18 protein-coding genes are annotated in these 17,237 nt (G+C 62.9%); 15 read left to right on the forward strand and 3 right to left on the reverse strand.

Going from position 1 to position 17,237, the window contains the following annotated elements:
* Positions 1 to 22: 22 nt before the first annotated feature.
* Positions 23 to 1,147, forward strand: a complete 1,125-nt coding sequence (locus FE263_RS16270; RefSeq protein WP_205880414.1) for a hypothetical protein — start codon at positions 23 to 25, stop codon at positions 1,145 to 1,147.
* A 182-nt stretch (positions 1,148 to 1,329) separates the two neighbouring features.
* A complete protein-coding gene (locus FE263_RS16275) occupies positions 1,330 to 2,130 on the forward strand; it encodes a slipin family protein (RefSeq protein ID WP_240759789.1) in 801 nt (266 codons plus the stop codon).
* A 144-nt stretch (positions 2,131 to 2,274) separates the two neighbouring features.
* On the opposite strand, the gene FE263_RS16280 is transcribed toward FE263_RS16275, so the two are convergent.
* Complete coding sequence (locus FE263_RS16280) at positions 2,275 to 3,756, reverse strand: methyl-accepting chemotaxis protein (RefSeq protein ID WP_138327093.1); 1,482 nt, start codon at positions 3,754 to 3,756, stop codon at positions 2,275 to 2,277.
* A gap of 509 nt (positions 3,757 to 4,265) precedes the next feature.
* Between FE263_RS16280 and FE263_RS16285 the strand changes: the two genes are divergently transcribed.
* Positions 4,266 to 5,951, forward strand: coding sequence for a methyl-accepting chemotaxis protein (locus FE263_RS16285; protein WP_138327094.1), 1,686 nt, complete (start codon positions 4,266 to 4,268; stop codon positions 5,949 to 5,951).
* 145 nt (positions 5,952 to 6,096) lie between these two features.
* Here the strand turns inward: FE263_RS16285 and FE263_RS16290 are convergent, their stop codons facing one another.
* The gene (locus tag FE263_RS16290; RefSeq protein ID WP_138327095.1) at positions 6,097 to 7,218 is read right to left on the reverse strand and encodes a PAS domain S-box protein; all 1,122 of its coding nucleotides are present in this window, start codon (positions 7,216 to 7,218) and stop codon (positions 6,097 to 6,099) included.
* On the reverse strand, positions 7,218 to 7,649 hold the full coding sequence (locus tag FE263_RS16295) for a PAS domain-containing protein (protein ID WP_138327096.1): 432 nt from the start codon (positions 7,647 to 7,649) through the stop codon (positions 7,218 to 7,220). Before FE263_RS16295 ends, FE263_RS16290 begins: the two co-directional genes overlap by 1 nt.
* Positions 7,650 to 8,626: 977 nt before the next feature.
* Here FE263_RS16295 and FE263_RS16300 point away from each other — a divergent pair.
* From FE263_RS16300 to FE263_RS16355, 12 genes are all read left to right on the forward strand, one after another.
* A complete protein-coding gene (locus FE263_RS16300) occupies positions 8,627 to 9,919 on the forward strand; it encodes a tyrosine-type recombinase/integrase (protein ID WP_138327097.1) in 1,293 nt (430 codons plus the stop codon).
* Positions 9,916 to 10,590 carry a hypothetical protein gene (locus FE263_RS16305; RefSeq protein WP_138327098.1) on the forward strand — a complete coding sequence of 225 codons (675 nt, stop codon included), beginning with the start codon at positions 9,916 to 9,918 and terminating at the stop codon, positions 10,588 to 10,590. The genes FE263_RS16300 and FE263_RS16305 overlap by 4 nt, the downstream gene beginning before the upstream one ends.
* Positions 10,591 to 10,654: 64 nt before the next feature.
* Positions 10,655 to 10,849 (forward strand): helix-turn-helix transcriptional regulator, encoded by a 195-nt coding sequence (locus FE263_RS16310; protein ID WP_138327099.1) that lies wholly within the window; start codon positions 10,655 to 10,657, stop codon positions 10,847 to 10,849.
* Positions 10,850 to 11,188: 339 nt separating this feature from the next.
* Positions 11,189 to 11,416 carry a hypothetical protein gene (locus FE263_RS16315; protein WP_138327100.1) on the forward strand — a complete coding sequence of 76 codons (228 nt, stop codon included), beginning with the start codon at positions 11,189 to 11,191 and terminating at the stop codon, positions 11,414 to 11,416.
* Between the two features lie 8 nt (positions 11,417 to 11,424).
* Positions 11,425 to 12,168, forward strand: a complete 744-nt coding sequence (locus FE263_RS16320) for a bifunctional DNA primase/polymerase (protein WP_240759791.1) — start codon at positions 11,425 to 11,427, stop codon at positions 12,166 to 12,168.
* Positions 12,165 to 13,403, forward strand: a complete 1,239-nt coding sequence (locus FE263_RS16325) for an AAA family ATPase (RefSeq protein WP_138327102.1) — start codon at positions 12,165 to 12,167, stop codon at positions 13,401 to 13,403. Before FE263_RS16320 ends, FE263_RS16325 begins: the two co-directional genes overlap by 4 nt.
* 186 nt (positions 13,404 to 13,589) lie before the next feature.
* Positions 13,590 to 13,901, forward strand: coding sequence for a hypothetical protein (locus FE263_RS16330; protein WP_138327103.1), 312 nt, complete (start codon positions 13,590 to 13,592; stop codon positions 13,899 to 13,901).
* 222 nt (positions 13,902 to 14,123) lie between these two features.
* Positions 14,124 to 14,495 carry a hypothetical protein gene (locus FE263_RS16335; protein ID WP_138327104.1) on the forward strand — a complete coding sequence of 124 codons (372 nt, stop codon included), beginning with the start codon at positions 14,124 to 14,126 and terminating at the stop codon, positions 14,493 to 14,495.
* Entirely contained in the window at positions 14,492 to 14,722 is a 231-nt protein-coding gene (locus tag FE263_RS16340) for a hypothetical protein (RefSeq protein WP_138327105.1), read from the forward strand. Before FE263_RS16335 ends, FE263_RS16340 begins: the two co-directional genes overlap by 4 nt.
* 8 nt (positions 14,723 to 14,730) lie before the next feature.
* Entirely contained in the window at positions 14,731 to 15,546 is an 816-nt protein-coding gene (locus FE263_RS16345) for a hypothetical protein (protein ID WP_171034148.1), read from the forward strand.
* Entirely contained in the window at positions 15,543 to 15,743 is a 201-nt protein-coding gene (locus FE263_RS16350; RefSeq protein WP_138327107.1) for a hypothetical protein, read from the forward strand. Before FE263_RS16345 ends, FE263_RS16350 begins: the two co-directional genes overlap by 4 nt.
* Positions 15,744 to 17,234 (forward strand): hypothetical protein, encoded by a 1,491-nt coding sequence (locus FE263_RS16355; RefSeq protein WP_205880415.1) that lies wholly within the window; start codon positions 15,744 to 15,746, stop codon positions 17,232 to 17,234. It begins immediately after the preceding gene.
* Positions 17,235 to 17,237: the final 3 nt, after the last annotated feature.

A 17,237-nucleotide genomic window follows, 5' to 3' on the forward strand; every position in this document is an offset into this window, starting at 1 on the left:
CGCTGCCGCAGCAGGCCGGCCGGTGAGCGAGCCACCGGCGCTGCAGATCGTCGATGGCGAGATCATCGTCTATCGGCTGTTCGATTTTGCCTACGAGGCCGACCTGGTGCGGGCGGAAGAGATCTGGCGGCTGCACACCGGCGCCACCAGCGCCCGCAAGACCCTGCGGGCGACCTCCCCGAAGGCGATCTCCTACGATGTGCCGCCACTGGTATTGCCGCTGGAGCCGGTGCGGCTGGCACTGGCCGATGGCGAGGTGACCGCCACCGCGACGGCGCGGCTCTATGATTTCGGCGTGCTGACGATCGCCTTCTCGGTGACCGCCGGTGGCTGCAACTGGGAGGGGTTCACCGCCCGGCTCAACGCCGTCGACGATGCAATCGGACCGGGTTCGCCGCATGCGGTCTGGAGCCGGCTCAATGCCGAGCTGCACGAGGTGCTCGGACCGGCGCTGACACGCCCGGCGCGATCGATCCTGCAGGAGGATTACTTGGTCGGCGTGGTGCGCGCGTTCGATATCCCGATCACCGCGGCCGCCCTGCTCGAGCGCTGCGACCTGGTGCCGTTGCTGTCCGGGGAGCAGCGCACGCTGTCCGATGGCGCACGGGCCGACCTGCTGCGCAAGCGGTTCTCGTACTACACCGACGACCTGGCGGTGCTGACCTGGGACCGCGCCTTCATCTACGAGCCTCGCGGCGATTCCGACGTGCTGGACGTGATCGAGGTCGCGAACGCGCAGCTGCTGGAGATGCGCTACTACGACGAGCTGCTCGATGACGAGCTGCCGAGCATGTACGACCTGGTCGAGAAGACCCATCGCATCGGCGGCCTGCTGAGCTCGCGCCGGTTCGCAAGCCTGGCGCGCAGGCTCTACACGCTGGTTGCGGAGGTCACCGAGCTGACCGAAAAGGTCGACAACGCGCTGCAGGTCACCGAGGACGTCTATCTGGCGCGCATCTACACCGCGGCGCTGGATCTGTTCCGTGTCAGCACCGTGAGCGCTGCCGTCGACCGCAAGCTCGCGATCATTCGCGACACGTATGCAGCGCTCTACGAGGAAGCCTCCAGCGGCCGTGCCGCCGCGATGGAATTCATCATCGTGATCCTCATCCTGGCCGAGGTGCTGCTGGCGCTGCTGCGGCACTGAGGCCATCGCCGGGCGGTGACGGCTCCGGATATGCGTATTTTCCGTGCCTGTCGTCGGAAGGATCCCGTCGCTACGGTCGCCTGGGCCGGCCCACTTGCGGTGGGCGCTGCTTTGCCGTGACGACTGAAAGATCAGCCATGCCCCTGTCCGTAGGCCTTCTCGTGACAACCATGGCGTGCGCCGTGGTGGTGCTGTTCACGCTCTTCATCCTGAGTGCGACGGTCAAGATCCTTCGCGAGTATGAGCGTGCGGTGGTCTTTACTCTGGGACGGTTCCAAGAGGTGAAGGGGCCAGGACTGGTCCTCCTGCTGCCTTTCATCCAGGAAATGGTCAGGGTGGATCTTCGCATCCAGGTCATCGAGATCCCCAGCCAGGATGTCATCTCCCACGACAACGTCTCGATGAAGGTCGATGCTGTCCTGTATTTCAACGTCGTCGATCCCGAGCGGGCGATCATCAAGGTGCAGCACTTCATGCCGGCGACCAACATGCTGGCTCAGACGACGCTGCGTGCGGTGCTGGGACAGCATGAGCTCGACGAGATGCTGTCGGAGCGCAAGAAGTTGAGCGTCGACGTCCAGAGCATTCTCGACAGCCAGACGGAGGCTTGGGGGATCAAGGTCAGCAACGTCGAGATCCGGACCGTCGAGCTCACCGAGAATATGGTCCGTGCCATCGCCAAGCAGGCCGAGGCGGAACGTGACCGGCGTGCGAAGATCATCCACGCCGAAGCCGAGTTCCAGGCCTCGCAGACCCTGGTGAATGCAGCCAGGATCCTCTCCAGTGTCCCAGCGGCGATGCAGCTTCGCTATCTGCAGACGCTGACCGAGATCGGCGCCGAGCAGAACTCGACCATCGTCTTTCCAATGCCGATCGACATCATGAAACCGTTCCTGGAGATCCTGGACAAGGCAGGCAAGCCAGCAACCGCGAACGGGGTGTTGCACGGCGCCGCCGCCAATGGCTTCCCGCTGACGACCTGATCGCGATCCTGCCCCCTCCCGCCCTCGCGGGTGGCTATGACCAGAGAAGTCCCGTTCCAACTTTGCGGCCGGTAGCCGCCCCCTGGGTGGCTGATCGGGCAAGACGAAGAGGCGTTGGCCTGCGTGGCCGGGACCGACACTGGCCTATGACGCGCGCACTTCAGCAACGAAGCGACCGACCTCCTGGGTGAGCTGCACGGCCTGAGCCGAGAGACCATTGGCGGCGCCGAGCACCTTGTCGGCGGCAGCACCCGTCTCGTTCGCGGCTCCATTCACGCCTGCGATGTTGGACGTGACAGCTTGGGTGCTGGATGCCGCCTGCTGCACGTTGCGAGCGATCTCGGCGGTGGCGGCGCCCTGCTGCTCTACCGCGGCAGCTATCGAGTTCGTCGTGTGACTGACCTCTTCGATCCGGCTGCCGATTTCCTTGATGGCGGTCACCGCCTCGACCGTCGCGGCCTGCGTCTGGGCGATCTGTGCACCGATCTCCTGGGTCGCCTTGGCCGTCTGCAGCGCAAGATTTTTCACCTCGCTGGCGACAACGGCGAAGCCCTTCCCGGCGTCTCCGGCCCGCGCAGCTTCGATGGTCGCGTTGAGGGCGAGCAGGTTGGTCTGTGCGGCGATCCCGGTGATGAGTTCGATGACCTGACCGATCTTATGGGCGCCCTCCGCCAGAGCGCGAACGATGGCATCGGTGCGATGGGCACTGGCTACCGCCTGTCCGGTGATGAGTGTGGACTGGCTGACTTGCCTGCTGATCTCCTGGATCGACGCCGAAAGCTGCTCGGCTGCAGCGGCGACGGTTCCGACGCCCTGGCTTGCCTCCAGCGCGGAGGTGGCGACCGCACCGGCCATGTCGTTGGTCCGCAGTGCCGTCGCGGACATGGATCGCGCCGTGGCCTGCAAGCCTTCCGCATCTCCGGCCAGAGCATCAACCATGCTGCCGATCTTGCTCTCGAATTGCCGGGCCAGCGTGGAAAGCGCGTCCTTCTGAGCTGAGGAAGCCGCCTTGTGGATACGCGCTTCCTCATCCTTCTGGCGCGCGGCAGTGTCCTCGATCCTCGCACCAAGTGCTTCGGCACTGGTTATCGCATTCGCGGCCATCGCGACGAGCCAGCCAAGTGCGACGCACTCCATGATGAGCACGACCGCGTGGAAGATGACACGGACGAAGCTCGCTCCGCCTGGAAAGACCATGTCGGGCATCGTGTAATTCATCACCAGGTGGTGGATGGCAACGATCGAGGCTCCGACGATGACTGCCTGGAGATCGAGCATTGCCGCAGTCATTGCCAGCTCGGCAAAGAACAGCGTGTGCCCGTCCAGCTGCCAGGATGTACCTGCGAGAGTAAGCAGGAGCAGCACAGGCATGGCGCACGTTGCGGCGGCTGTTGCGCTCCGGGAGCTCGATGTTCCGGGCCGAAGCCAGTGGACACCCGATACCAAGACACCGACAACCAACCAGAGCGCCAAGGCGAGCAGCAGATGCTGCCCGGTCAGCAAGCCGACCACCAGCAGAACAGGCCCGTGAGCCCATGCGAACCAGATCAGGGCAGCTTCAGCCGTCCGCTGAAGCTTGCCGAGAAGGCTGATGGACGCCGGAAGAGCTTCGTGCCTGGCGGACATGGTTCACGCTCTGAGCCTTCTGTTTGCGTGCGACATCTAGCTCGGACTCGTAAACTTTGGCTTAACCGGATCGAAACCGTACCCGCGCTCCTCCCCTGTCCGATCGACCCCCACGACGCCACCGATGGCAGCAGGCTGCGATCGGAACAGGGAGGACAGCAGGATCAACCGATCATGATCCGCGTCCGGCTTCTTCCGGCACACGGCAACCGAAGCCAGTGTCTTGAAGTCATTTTCCGATTGGGGAGCCAACGGCGGAAGGGTTTGGCAGTAGAACGACCGGAGCGGACTGAAGGTTCTGGATCTCGACTTCAGCTATTCGCTAGGTCCGTTGCTACATGACGACTTCATCCGGCGCCAAAGACTTGAGGTTTGATTTCTAAAAATCCCGCATTAAGCCACATATACTGGAAGTAGGCGGCATGGACTTAGGGTTATATTAACTTTTCCTTGCCAAGGTGTGAAGGTATTCGAGGCAAGCCGATGACCCATGCAGCAAGGAGCGCGAAATGAAGCTCATGTCGAACCTTACGATACGGGTCAAGCTTATCGTAGTCTTCGCGATGATTGTCGGGTGCGTCGCCGGCCTCGGGACATTCTCTGTCTCGCGGATCGCGGCGCTACATGCAGCGGTCAGTCAAGTCGCCACTAACGTTCTTGCCGTCCAGCAACTCGGCCGGATTTCGGGAGACCTGGCGGAGCTTTCCGGACTTGCCACGAGGCGTCACTATGCGCGTGAAGCCAATGAGCGCGCTGCAGTAGTCTCGCAAATCGCGACGACGATCGAGGACGTATCGAAGAACTGGAGCCAGTACAAGCCTACCTGCGACCCGGGCGAGGAGGCGCAGGACGCATCTGCCGTAGACAAGGGGTATGGTGTGTTTTTGAAAACGCACGGCAGCCTCATCGAGCTTGAGGCAAACGCCGACGAGGATACCTACAGGGCCTTCTTCCTTGACGACTACATTGCCGCCCTCGACCGCGTCCAGGACCTGGTCCAGGCAAGCATCAACTACCAGGACCGCCAGACGAAGCAGAGCACGGCCGCTGCCGCGACTTACGCTTCTTCTGCACAAGCAATGATGATTCTCGTTGTCAGCTTGGTCGCAGCCTTCTGCCTGCTCGTAGCCTGGGTGCTGATCCGCGGCATCTCCAACCCGATCGCTGCGGCAACGCATGCAATGCGCAGCCTTGCCGCCAACAACCTGGCGACGGTCATCCCGGGAATCGGGCGTGGGGACGAGATCGGCGGCATGGCCGCTGCCGTCCAGGTGTTCAAGGACAACATGATCAAGGCGGACGCGACGGCATCGGAGCAGGAGCGTGAACGACAGGCGGTAGCGCAGCGGACTGCCCGGATCGAGAGCTTGATCGGCGGCTTCGAGCGGCAGATCGGTGGCACGGTGGCGGCCCTTGCGGCGGCCTCGACCGGGATGGAGGCGACCGCCCGGTCGATGACCGGCAACGCGGAGCAGACCGACCAGCAGGCGACCAAGGTTGCCCATGCCGCCCGGTCGTCGGACGCCGGCGTGCAGACCGTGGCGGCGGCGGCGGAAGAGCTCGCGTCCTCGATCACCGAGATCAACCGCCAGGTATCGGCGTCGGCATCCCTCACCGGCAGGGTTGTGCAGAGCATCCGGCAGACGGACGCAACCGTCCGTATGCTGGCGGAAGCCGCCGTGCGTATCGGGCAAGTTGTCGACCTGATCCACAACATCGCGAGCCAGACCAACCTGTTGGCCCTGAATGCCACCATCGAGGCAGCGCGCGCCGGTGACGCGGGCAAAGGCTTTGCGGTGGTGGCAAGCGAGGTCAAGAGCCTGGCACAGCAGACCGCCAAGGCGACGGAGGAGATCGGTTCGCAGATCACCGCGGTGCAGCAGGCGACGCAGGCCGCGGTTGAAGCGATCAAGGAAATCGCGGTCCAGATCGAGGAGGTCGGCTCCATCACGACCTCGATTGCGGCCGCGGTCGAGGAACAGGGTGCGGCCACCGGTGAGATCGCGCGCAACGTGCAGGAGACTGCTACCAGCACACGTGCGGTGACGGAAAACATCGCCGGCGTCAGCCGCGCGGCGAACGAGACCGGCGCCTCGGCCGGTCAGGTGCTCCACGCGGCGGGCGGCCTGTCCCTGCAGGCGGAAAGGCTGTCTTCGGAGGTTGGGAGCTTCCTCTCTGCGGTGAGGGCGGCCTGAACACCTCTTCAACAGGATAGGAGCGATGTTGTTCGGGGCCTCCCTCGCTCATCCCGAGCGAGGAAGGGGGGACGTCACCGAGGTGTCGTGCGGCATCTCACCTCGACCGCATGTCTGTCGACATGCTGTTCATCCGCATAGCACATTATTTGACAAGGTCGGATTCACGCCGCCGATGTGCTCGTTGCTCGTCTAGCTTCTCCACCGCCTCGACATAAGCTCTCACTTTCGGACCGAATTCGGTCATGAAAACGCGACGAACAGCTTGTGCCGCCTGATCGAGTAGCTCCGCATTACGGGACTGGTTCGTGTCGATGAACCAGATTATGAAACTGTCCCCTTTGCCGGGTTTGAAGACGTTTTCGAGGCCGAGTACGCGCCGCAATTCCTGTTCTACCAGAGCAAGTCCACGTGCGCTCAGCCGCGCCCAATCTGCGCCAATCGCGTTGCGTATCGGTCCCAGGTCCAATACTTCAACCTGCCGTACTCGAGTCGATCCCATGCCAGGTGGACCAGCACCAAAGCCTTCGGTAAGCGTGATCACTCGGAGCTGCTTGACTTCGGCTTCGACCAGGATGGACGAGTTTATGACCACCTGCACGCGGTGACCGTCTCGGAGTTCGACGGTCGTCAGCAGCGAGTAGGACCGCCCATCAAGCATTTGCTGGGAGTGCGCGGCCTGTGCTGCGCCGTTACGATCAGGAGGTAGAAGAGCGCTGACATTGAGACCTGCAACGCCTACGGAGTCATATCCCATGAACGTCTGGAAGGCTTTATTGCTCAGCAGAACAAAGCCGTCCGCCCGAACAACCAGAGCCGGCGTGTTGATCCGCATGAAGACGGATGCCAGAAGGCGCTGCGACTCAGTCCGTTGCACGACTTCACGTCTGGCTAGAGTCAGATCTGTAATGTCCTGGACGACAGCCATGAACGTCGTAGCGTTGATCTTGTTGATGTCCAGCATCAAGGTGATCTTGCTGGCTGGAATCAGTATCTGCATCTGGTCGAAGATCTGCCCGGCATCTGGCTGATATCGTTTAACATGCATCTGGAGATCGGGGACAATGCTCCTCAGAAGCCGGTACAGGTTTGACATGTCGCCGTCGGTAGCAAGCGGCATAAGGAGTTGCGCTGCCGCCGGATTAGCCATGTCGATCATCCCATCGACCGCGAACTTAACGATGCCAGCAGGCGTCAGGTAAAGGAACTCGAGCAAACCTTCATAGGCAGCGGCGTAGTCAAATTCGCCTTCATCTAGATCGCTCATCAAGTGCGCCTTTGGACGATCAAATACATTCTTGAGACGTCACTGCGCTTCAAGAGTCGTAGTTGTACTTTCTGGGGCTTCATCCTGAGGGTGAGGACGTAGTCGATGATCACATCGAGATCCACTTCCGTCTGGAAGCGGTGCGCGACCATGAAGTTGTTCATGCACGGGGCTACATTGCTGAAGAAATTTCGCCCGAGCACACGTTCAACCCCGAGTCCGGCATATTTCGACTCTGCGGAATTGTAGGCCAGCACTACGCCGTCAAGGTCCATGGCGATGACGCCATAGGGCAGCGTATCCAGATCGCTCGCCGCGGCTACGATCAGCCAGTCGAACAGGTCAGGAGCGGCAAAAGGGCCTGGAAGGTCCCGGCTGTTTGTTTCCTGACGACCAGGCGATACATCCGGTTCAGCGACTGTCTGGGTCATTGTCCCGCCTATTCATCAACCGGCTTGCGTAAAGACCTGCTTGTTTCACGAGACTAGAAATCAATAGTTAATGACTAGTTAACGGCGATTGGGGAGCTGATTGCCAAGCCTCATCCGGCGATACCGTTTCCAGGCTGGCTTTTCAAAGAACCACATCTGTTCCAGCCAGGATTGTAATATGCCCGGCCCGCCATCAGTAGGACCGAGTATTGCCTGCTGCAGCACGCGCACCGGAGCGATAGGTGGATCAACGATGCCTCGCCTCGAGCGGATCCGATCAGTCCGGCGGGATCAAGCGGCGTCCCGCACTGGCGGGGACTGCACCGAACCTCTACATGGTGACCGGTCTCCAAGGTGCTGCGAACCGTGGCCAACTGCTGGCGGTCTCCGGGGGAGCAACCGGGCGTTGTCCGGTACCCCGGCCTTGACCCCGGACAGGACGAGCCAGCACACCCGCGGAGCGACGCGGCAGGCCGGGCCGGCACCCATGGCGACCCATTAACACGGGCATCAGGCAATCGGATCCCTCGGCAGCACGACCTCGCGCCCGGGAAAGCGGACGCTCCGCCGGCAGCGCCTGACCGATGCGCCAAGGCCGCTAAATCTTCTACCCGCTGAGAAACGTGAGCTTATGGATACTGAGCACTGAACCGTCCCATCGGACCGGTTTTCGTCCAGGGCCACATATCAGCCAACTATAGGGCATCCGCGCCAGCGCTCGCGGCTAACTCACTGGTCTTCCTGGCGTCCCGTACGGGGTTCGAACCCGTGTTACCGCCGTGAAAGAGGCGTTAGTTCGTTCACCAGCGTCCAGGATTATCCGCTTAAACCGCTGATGCGCAACGGAAGATGTCCTTCTCCGTATCATCTTGTTCAAGGCTGTCTAGCCACATATATTGGACAGATATTGGACAGACGCCCTACTGCTGGCCTCGTCTCGGCTGGTGGTCGGATGGCCGTCCGGGATGGAGGATGTGATGGCTAGGACCGTCCGTGACGCCAACCTTGAGAGCCGCGCGGCTCGGCTGCGCCTAAAGGCGGCTGCCAAGCCATACTACCGGGCGATCGACGTGGGCCTGCACATTGGCTATCGCCGCGGCAAGACCGCCGGCAAGTGGGTGATGCGCGCCTATCTCGGGAACGAGATATACCGTGTCGAGACCATCGGCAGCGCTGACGATACCCTGGATGCCGACGGCGTCGAGTTCCTGAACTTCTCCCAGGCGCAGACCCTCGCCCGGACCAAGTTCGTCGAAAGCAAGCGCATCGCGGCTGGCCTGCCGGCGCAGGGTGGTCCGTACACGGTGGCGCTGTGCATCGAGGACTACCTTCGCTGGCTCGAGCAGCACCGGAAGACCGCCAAGGATGCCCGGTGGCGGGCTCTTGCCCTGATCCTGCCGACGCTCGGCAAGATCGACTGCGAGAAGCTCAGCACCAAGCAGCTGCGCGATTGGCGGGACGCTGCGGCCGAGGCCCCTGCCCGCATCCGGACGAAGATCGGCGACAAGCAGCTATTCCGGACGGCACCCGACCAGGATCCGGCCGAGGCCAGGCGCCGGCGCCGAGCATCGGCCAACCGGGTGCTGACGATCCTGAAGGCGGCCCTCAACCACGCCTGGCGTGACCAGAAGATCTCCAGCGATCAGGCGTGGCGTGCGCTGAAGCCGTTCGCGCAGGCTGACGCAGCCCGGGTGCGCTACCTCACCGTCGAGGAAGCCAAGCGCCTGCTGAACGCAACCTCAGGCAGCTTCCACGACCTGGTGCACGCCGCCCTGCTCACCGGATGCAGGTTCGGCGAGCTCGCGGCGCTACAGGCCGGCGACTTCAACCAGGACAGCGGCACGCTGCAGATCCGGACCAGCAAATCCGGCAAGGGGCGGCACGTGGTGCTGACCGAGGAGGGCTTGGGGTTCTTCAGCCGACTTGCTGCCGGGCAGCCCACGCGCTCGATCCTGCTGCCTACCGAGGCTGGCACGCGCTGGGCCAAGAGCCAGCAGTCGCGGCCTATGACGGATGCCTGCAAGGCGGCACGGATCGACCCGCCGGCTGGCTTCCACACGCTGCGCCATACCTACGCCAGCCTGTCGATCATGAACGGCGCCCCGCTGATGGTGATCGCGCGCAACCTGGGTCACGTCGACACCAGGATGGTCGAGAAGCATTACGGCCACATGTCGTCGACCTACATCGCCGATGCGATCCGGGCGGCCGTGCCGCGGTTCGGCGTTGAGATGGACCGGAAGGTGGTGGCGCTGGAGACGACCCGGTGACTGTCGATCCCAAGATCGCCTCGGCGGCAGACGTGAAAGATTGGTTCGAGAACGCCCTGAAGCAGAACGATCCGCGACCCTCAGAGGCGGTCTACCTGCAGGTAGCAGAGGAGCTGAAAAAGTCAGTCAACCGATACAGGAACCAGTCGACAACGCCGGATAAACATCGCGATGCAGAGCCGAGCCAATACATCGCACAGGCACAGATTGAAGTGACGCTTGCCGCGAACAAGCTGCTCTTCTCTCTCGAGCGGCTTGGTGAGCTGCTGCAGGGGGGACTGTGGACCCGTGAGGCAGATGGTATCCCCTATGCCGAGCTTGCGGACTTCCTCCGTGGCATGGCCGTCTCAGGGAATGTCCGCGAGGCGCCAAGAAAGTTGGCCGGAAAGCCGAAGGCCGGGTGGCACACATGGGGCCGACCTTTCTGTAGCAGGGTCGAAGAAGCCCTCCGCAACGCTGGCTATAGTGGCAACCTGAACCGGACTGACCGCACAGGAGTGATTGCCTGCATAGGCGCGAGCATGGTGCAGCATGTCTGCGACCTGGAAAGGATGTCGCCGGAGACATTCGCCGACGCTATGGCGAACCGGCGACCGTCACGCGCGCGACGCTCACCGGGGGAATCTCCACAGACGAGCCGGCTGAAGCAGGGACCTTATTCACAACAATAAGGTCCGTATTTTTCCTAGGTCTGCCAATTCAGTCTTGTTCCGTCACCAATAGACGGAGACGGTCATGCAAAGGCACATCTTTTCGGTCGATGAGTTCGGACAGTCCCATGGGTTGTCCCGCGCCACCCTCTATAATCTGTGGAAGGCGGGGAAAGGCCCAGTTTTCATGAAAGTCGGGTCTCGCCGCCTGATCAGCGAAGAGGCGGCGACCGCGTGGCGCCGGCAGATGGAAGCCGAGACCGCTTCCCACGCCGCCTAAAATAGAAACCCCCACCAACGCGGGCAGCGTGGCGGGGGCCAATCAAGTCAACAGCAGTCGGTCGCGGCACGATCGACATAGCGGTTTTGGTTGGCTCGTTCAAGCCGTTGCTGCTCCTATCCTGGAGCTACCAAGCGTGCGTATCGATTCTTCTCGGATGGCTGGACAAGCCGATCCTCTTCGGAACAATCACTTTCGCCGGCGCTGGTCGGAACCTCGCCTCACCTCACGCGAGGCCGAACACCTCTCCGAGCTGGCGGCAGCTGCAGGCAATCAGCCTCGCGCGGAAGCTCTTTCCTGGCTTGCGCACCATCTCAGGACCGGGTCTGAGGTGCGGCCGTGAGCCCGGCGCAGCGCCTCCAGCTGGAGAGGGGCGTCCAGCACCTACACGGCCTCGGTCCCCGCGCGACCGCTGAGCTGCTGGCGGAGGTGGTCTCTCCTGTCGGAGAGGTCGACTTTTTGCTGGATAAGCTTGAGCAGTATCGCCGGCTTTCTCCGGATCTGCTGCGCGCGGTCGGTGGCGATCGCTTCCCGCGGCGGATCTTCCGGGTGGAGGATGCAGCGTGAGAGCGGCATTGGAGCTGGCAGCCCTTGGCTACCGGGTCTTCCCCTGCCTGCTCAACAAGGCGCCGGCTTGCCCGCGTGGATTCAAGGATGCCGTCGCCGACCCGGATGCGGCGAGCCAGCTCTTTCGCCAATACCCGAGTGAACTGATCGGCGTCGCGACCGGTTCTGGATCCGGCATCGACGTCCTCGACCTAGATCCCGACAACGGCTCGGACGCTTGGCTGGAGCAACATCGGCACCGGCTGCCCGCGACGCGCACGCACCGCACGCGATCCGGGGGACTGCACCTGCTGTTCTTGCATCGCGAAGGCGTACGCAACACCGCTGGCCGCATTGCGTCGGGCGTAGATACTCGCGGGCAGGGTGGCTACATCGTTTGGTGGCCAGCCGCAGGCTTGGCCGTATCGCATCCGGAAGACCTCGCACAGTGGCCAGGATGGCTACTGGAGACGCTACTACCGAAACCGGTGGTTCGACCCGTCCCAGTCGAGACGGTGGTGTCTGGCGCAGGCTATGCGGCCGCAGCGTTGCAGCGGGCGGAGGCCTTGGTGAAGAACGCTCCCGAGGGCACACGACATGATCAGCTGAATTACCAGACCTGGAGCCTCGCGCGCTTCATCCCGAAGGGAGAACTGAGCGCAGGCGAGATCATCAGCGTCATGACCAGCGCCGCCCGGCATGCGGGGCTCGACGACAAAGAGATCATCCGCACCGTCGCGCAGGCTGTCGAGGCCGGGCAGGTTCGGACATGATGATCAATGGCGCCCTTCGTCCGATCGCCGGCAGCTACGATCTCTGGGCGGCCGAAGCACTGCGGCGCGCAGAGTTCGATCAGGCAAACCCAGGCTGGAACGGAACTGCCGATAAGCCACCGGCCGAATATCAACCGTTGGCTTTCACTGCTCCGCAGCATCTGCAGGGCGTACCGGTGCCAGCGCGGAAGTGGATCGTGTCGGGCTGGCTGCCGGCCGGCAACGTGACGCTGAACTATGCGGCCGGGGGCGAGGGCAAAACGCTGCTCGCCCAGCAGCTGATGACAAGCGTCGCGACCGGGCTGCGCTGGATCGGGCTGCCGGTGACCCAGTGCCGCGCCATGGGTCTCTTCTGCGAGGACGATGACGACGAGATGCACCGGCGCCAGGACGCGATCAACCGGAGCTACGGCATCCAGTTCAACGACCTAGTCGACATGCGCTGGACCTGCCCGGTGGGTGACGACAACACGCTCATCCGGTTCGAAGCAGACGGCTCTCCAGTCTTCACCGAGCGCTACCGCGACTTCCGCGAGCAGGCGCTCGAGTTCAAGCCCGGATTCGTGGTCTTCGACGTTGCAGCGGATCTGTTTGGCGGCAATGAAAATGTGCGGCAGCAGGTGGGACAGTTCCTCAAGCACGGCCTCGGCAGCCTGGCGCTCGAGCTCGGCGCCGGCGTGTTGCTCAATGCGCACCCTAGCCGCGCTGGCATAAGCAGCGGCGACCTGGACGGTGGCTCAACCGGCTGGAACGGCGCAGCCCGGTCGCGCTGGGCGATGCTCACGCCAAGTGGCGAAGAGGGTGAGCCGCTCGACCTCGACGCTCGCATCCTGGCCAAGAAAAAGGCGAACTACGCCAGTCGCGGTGACGAGATCAAACTGCGGTGGGTCGAAGGTGTCTTGGTCTTGGACCCGAAGGTCATGCACGGCACGGTCGCCGGCATAGGCAAGGGCAACGCCGAAGCGGTGTTCCTGGCGCTGCTCGACAAGATCGGAACCCAGGGCCGCCACGCTTCCGACAGCCGCAACTCGGCAAACTTCGCGCCAAGGCTGTTCAGCCAGCATCCCGACCGCCACGGCTTCTCGAAGCGCGACTTTGAGGGCGCCATGAACCGTCTGTTTGCCAGCGGTCAGATCCGCCGCGAGCACTATGGATGGGCGTCCGACAAGACCTTCCACATCGTGCATGTCGACCACTTCGAGGATGCCAAAGAAGCACTCGAAGGTCTCCCGTAACTCATTGATATTGCTTAGTCGAGAGTCTCTCGAAGGTGTCCGTCGAAGGTTCTCCAAGGTCGCAGGAAACTGCGTCGAAGGTCCGTCGAAGGTGCACTCCGCAGAGTGTCTCTCCCTACGGGAGAGGTGCGCTGCCCGACCTTGGTGGTCGGCGCACGCACCAAGAGCAGAACGAAAGGGAAGCTTTTGAGCAGACTGTTCACGTCGCCGAGCGGGCGCGTCATCTCCGCTAGCCAGGCCGAATTCCAGCGCAACGTCTTCATGCCCTACGGCGAATGGACCTGCAGCAGCGGGCGCTTGGTGCTCTTCAACCGGTTCTACGAGCCGATCTGGAGCCGTTGGAACGGGCTCACGACGCCAGCAGACCCGAGAGAGTGGGTGAAGGGCCTAGCGGTTCAGCGCTGGTTCTACAGCGAGCAGGATAGCGAGCGACAGAAGACCGAGAAGGCGAAGGCAGCGCTCCAGGCGTGGGGATTGCCAACCGATATCCCCGTCTGACCACCAGCGTGAAGAAGCTTCGTTTTTCCGATCCGAATGCTTCCGCCGGAAGAATATTCGCGACCGTCGCGAGACGCCTGAACACAACAGTATCCGCTCATACACGGCGGTATCTAGTAATGGACGTTGGTGCACAACCCACTGATTTCGCGAAGTTCCTTGATATGTCTGCAGCTTTCTGTCCAATCTCTGAACGATAAGCGTCGCGGATTTGCTCCAGAAATGACGAAAGCGGCCCACCCTCACCGAGCCAACAGCCTCCTGTCACTCGATGGACGCAGCACTGAAGGCCGGCTTCTCCGGAAGGTCCGCGAGGAGCTGATCGCGCACGTCGGCGGCAAGCCGAGCGCGACGCAGAAACAGATCATCGAGCAGATCTGCTGGCTCCGGCTGCACATCACAAAGATGGACGCGAAGGCCCTGCAGGCGGGCGAATTCAGCCTCGCGGCCGGCAAGCAGTATCTAGCCTGGTCGAACAGCCTGGAGAGGCTAAGCCGCCAGCTGGGCCTTCAGGGTCCCAAGCAGAAGCCACCTACGGCGGCTGAGATGGTCGCGGCGCTGCACGCCCGTGCGCGGGCCGGGGTGGCAGCATGAGCGGCAGCACCGACACCAGCACGGCAGTGCAGCGTGTGGCGTTTTGCACCCTGGTCACCGGCGCCGGTGGCGCGGCGCTGACGGTAGCAGCGGCAGCGGTGGCCCGGTGCACCCTCACCCTGCCTGAGGACACCGCCTACCTGCTCAGCCTTCCCGCAGGCGCCACGTTTGCCCAGGGTGCTGCCCAGCTGCAGCTCAAGTGGTCGCAGGGGCTGGCGAGCATCTAATGGGCAGCATGGCACCCACCGGCCTGCTGAACCGACCACTGGCGCGGCACGACTTCGGTATTGCACCTGAACACAACCAGTCCGTCCGGTCGTTCATGGCGCGGTGTGCCAGTGACGGTGGACTGATGTCGTTGCGGGGCAATGGCATCAGATCCCAGACCATCGCCAACGCGGTTGCCAAAGGCCCGATCGGCCGGGATCGCGCCTGGCAGCAGATCGAGCGCGCAATGGTCGTCCCCCCCCTGGTGGCAGAGCCGCGCGTTCGGGTGTGGCGCTACCTGATCGGCCGGGATCATCCGTTCGTGCTGCCCGATGATCGTCCTGGCAAGGCCAGCCTCGGCCGCGATGCTGTCGAGGTCCGTTATGCCGCGATGGGCAACCTCCACACCGGGTTGATCATGGGCGGCGGCTCCTGGTCCTTCGCCGTGAGTGATCATGCGGTCGGTCGCATCTACCAGCGCAGCCCCGGTGTCGACCCACGGCAGGCCATCCTGGAGGCCCATGATGGCCTTCTGAGCCTCACAGCCGGCGACGTGGCGATCATGCTCGACCGTGGCTTTTGGACCGTTCCAACGGCCTCAGGCGCCTTCCTGGTCAATGTCCGCATGATGGTGCTGGCGTCCGAGCTGGAGATCCCGGCGCGCGACCGCGAGGTCGGCGTGTTCGTGTTCGCCGACACCTATCTCGATCAGGACGCGCTGCAGCCCGCGCAGGAAGCCGAGGCGGCGCTGCTGCAGCGTCGTGAGCCCCGGTATCTCGGCGGTGCTCTCTGCCCGGCAGCGCTACGGCCGCCGATCCATCTGCCGCCGGAGGCGCTGCAGTGACCTGCACGATCGACCTGGACGGGCGCCGTACCGACATCGACTGGACGATGAAGGCTAAGTGCGAAGCGATGGCGCGAAAGGGCATGGCGTTCGATGCAGCCTGGTGCCCTGAGCTAAGAAGCCGGCCGGTCCTGGCTACCCGGCGCCGCAACACTTGGCGCGGCAAGTTTGCTCGCCCCAAATTCGTGAGCGACTAGGTGTTCCAGTTCACCATTCTAGAAGCCATGGATGGCGTGTTCCACGAAATGTTCGCCGATCCGTCGTGGATGGCCTGGCGAGCACTGTGCGCAGCCGCCTTCGGCCTGCCCATGACGCCCGAGATGCTGGAGGTCTACCGCACCTGCACTGGTCGGCAGGACGCACCAACAACGCCAGTGAAGGAGTTGTTCCTGATCTGCGGCCGACGGGCGGGTAAGTCGCGCATCCTGGCCCTGATCGCAGTTTATTTTGCTATCGCAAGGGATTATGCCGCTTATCTGGGTCCTGGCGAGCTGGCCGTTATCCCGGTGGTCGCGAGCGACACCGACCAGGCGAAGGTGATCTTCCGTTACATCCTGGGCATGCTGGACAGTGTTCCGGGCTTGTCGAGTGCGAAGAGCAACGAGACCCAGGACTCAGTTATCGTCAATGGACAGGTGAAGATCGAGATCCACGCCGCCAGTTATCGCGGGCTGCGGGGAAGTTCATATCCGCTCTGTGTCGTGGATGAATTGGCTCATCTGCGGACCTCGGACTACAGCGCCAATCCAGATCGCGAGATAGTTAAAGCAATTCGCGGCGGCTTGCTGAACATCCCAGGTTCGATGTTGTGGGGTGGTTCGACCCCATACGCCGAAATGGGCGTCTTGTGGGATATGCACAAGCGGCACTACGGGCAGGACAATTCCCGGACTTTGATTTGGAAGTCCCCCTCTTGGGCGATGAATCCTACGCTCGATCCGTCTGAGATCAAGGAAGCGTATGACCAAGATCCGGAAGGTGCCGCCAGCGAGCTGGGCGCCGAGTTCCGATCGGGGCTGGCTGCTTTCGTAAGCCGTGAGGTGGTCGAGGCCTGTGTTGAACCCGGCTGTTATGAGCGGGCGCCGGCGCTGAGTGCCGGCAAGCGCTACATGGCCTTCCTGGACGCCGCCGGCGGCTCCGGTTCGGACAGCATGGTCGTCTGCGTGTCTCACATGGAGGACGGCATTCCGGTTATCGACGCGATCAGGGAGCGCAAGCCCCAGTTTCGGCCGTCCGATGTCGTCGCTGAGTTTGCCGACCTGCTGCACACCTACGGCGTCCGGTCTGCGCAGTCGGACAAATGGGGCGGCAGCTGGGTGATAGAGGCCTTCGCACAGCACAAAATCACGGTCACGCCGAGTGCGAAGCCGAAGTCCGATCTGTACCGGGAAGCGCTACCGATGCTCAACCAGGGCGCCTGCGCTCTGCTGGATCATCCGCGGACGATAGCGCAGCTGTGCTCGCTCGAGCGGCGGACTGCTCGAGGCGGGAGGGATTCGATCGACCACCCGCCCGGTGCAGGATCTCATGATGATTGCGCCAACGCAACGGTTGGTGCGCTGCTGATGCCGGCGTCGGTGCGCAAACCGATCGTGATCAGCGACGCCACTCTTGAACGCATCCGAACGATGCCGCGACGACCTGCCTCCACTCCATTCCGTCCCCGCCTCGGTTTTAATGCACGATAGGAA

Source organism: Lichenicoccus roseus (assembly GCF_005844085.1).
GTDB classification, from domain to species: Bacteria; Pseudomonadota; Alphaproteobacteria; order Acetobacterales; family Acetobacteraceae; genus Lichenicoccus; species Lichenicoccus roseus.

Coding starts and splice junctions, on each gene's coding strand:
- FE263_RS16280 (WP_138327093.1), bottom strand. CDS start 3,756: ATGTCCGCCAGGCACGAAGCTCTTCCGGCGTCCATCAGCCTTCTCGGC.
- FE263_RS16335 (WP_138327104.1), top strand. CDS start 14,124: ATGACGAAAGCGGCCCACCCTCACCGAGCCAACAGCCTCCTGTCACTC.
- FE263_RS16285 (WP_138327094.1), top strand. CDS start 4,266: ATGAAGCTCATGTCGAACCTTACGATACGGGTCAAGCTTATCGTAGTC.
- FE263_RS16340 (WP_138327105.1), top strand. CDS start 14,492: ATGAGCGGCAGCACCGACACCAGCACGGCAGTGCAGCGTGTGGCGTTT.
- FE263_RS16295 (WP_138327096.1), bottom strand. CDS start 7,649: ATGACCCAGACAGTCGCTGAACCGGATGTATCGCCTGGTCGTCAGGAA.
- FE263_RS16310 (WP_138327099.1), top strand. CDS start 10,655: ATGCAAAGGCACATCTTTTCGGTCGATGAGTTCGGACAGTCCCATGGG.
- FE263_RS16345 (WP_171034148.1), top strand. CDS start 14,731: ATGGCACCCACCGGCCTGCTGAACCGACCACTGGCGCGGCACGACTTC.
- FE263_RS16290 (WP_138327095.1), bottom strand. CDS start 7,218: ATGAGCGATCTAGATGAAGGCGAATTTGACTACGCCGCTGCCTATGAA.
- FE263_RS16300 (WP_138327097.1), top strand. CDS start 8,627: ATGGCTAGGACCGTCCGTGACGCCAACCTTGAGAGCCGCGCGGCTCGG.
- FE263_RS16325 (WP_138327102.1), top strand. CDS start 12,165: ATGATGATCAATGGCGCCCTTCGTCCGATCGCCGGCAGCTACGATCTC.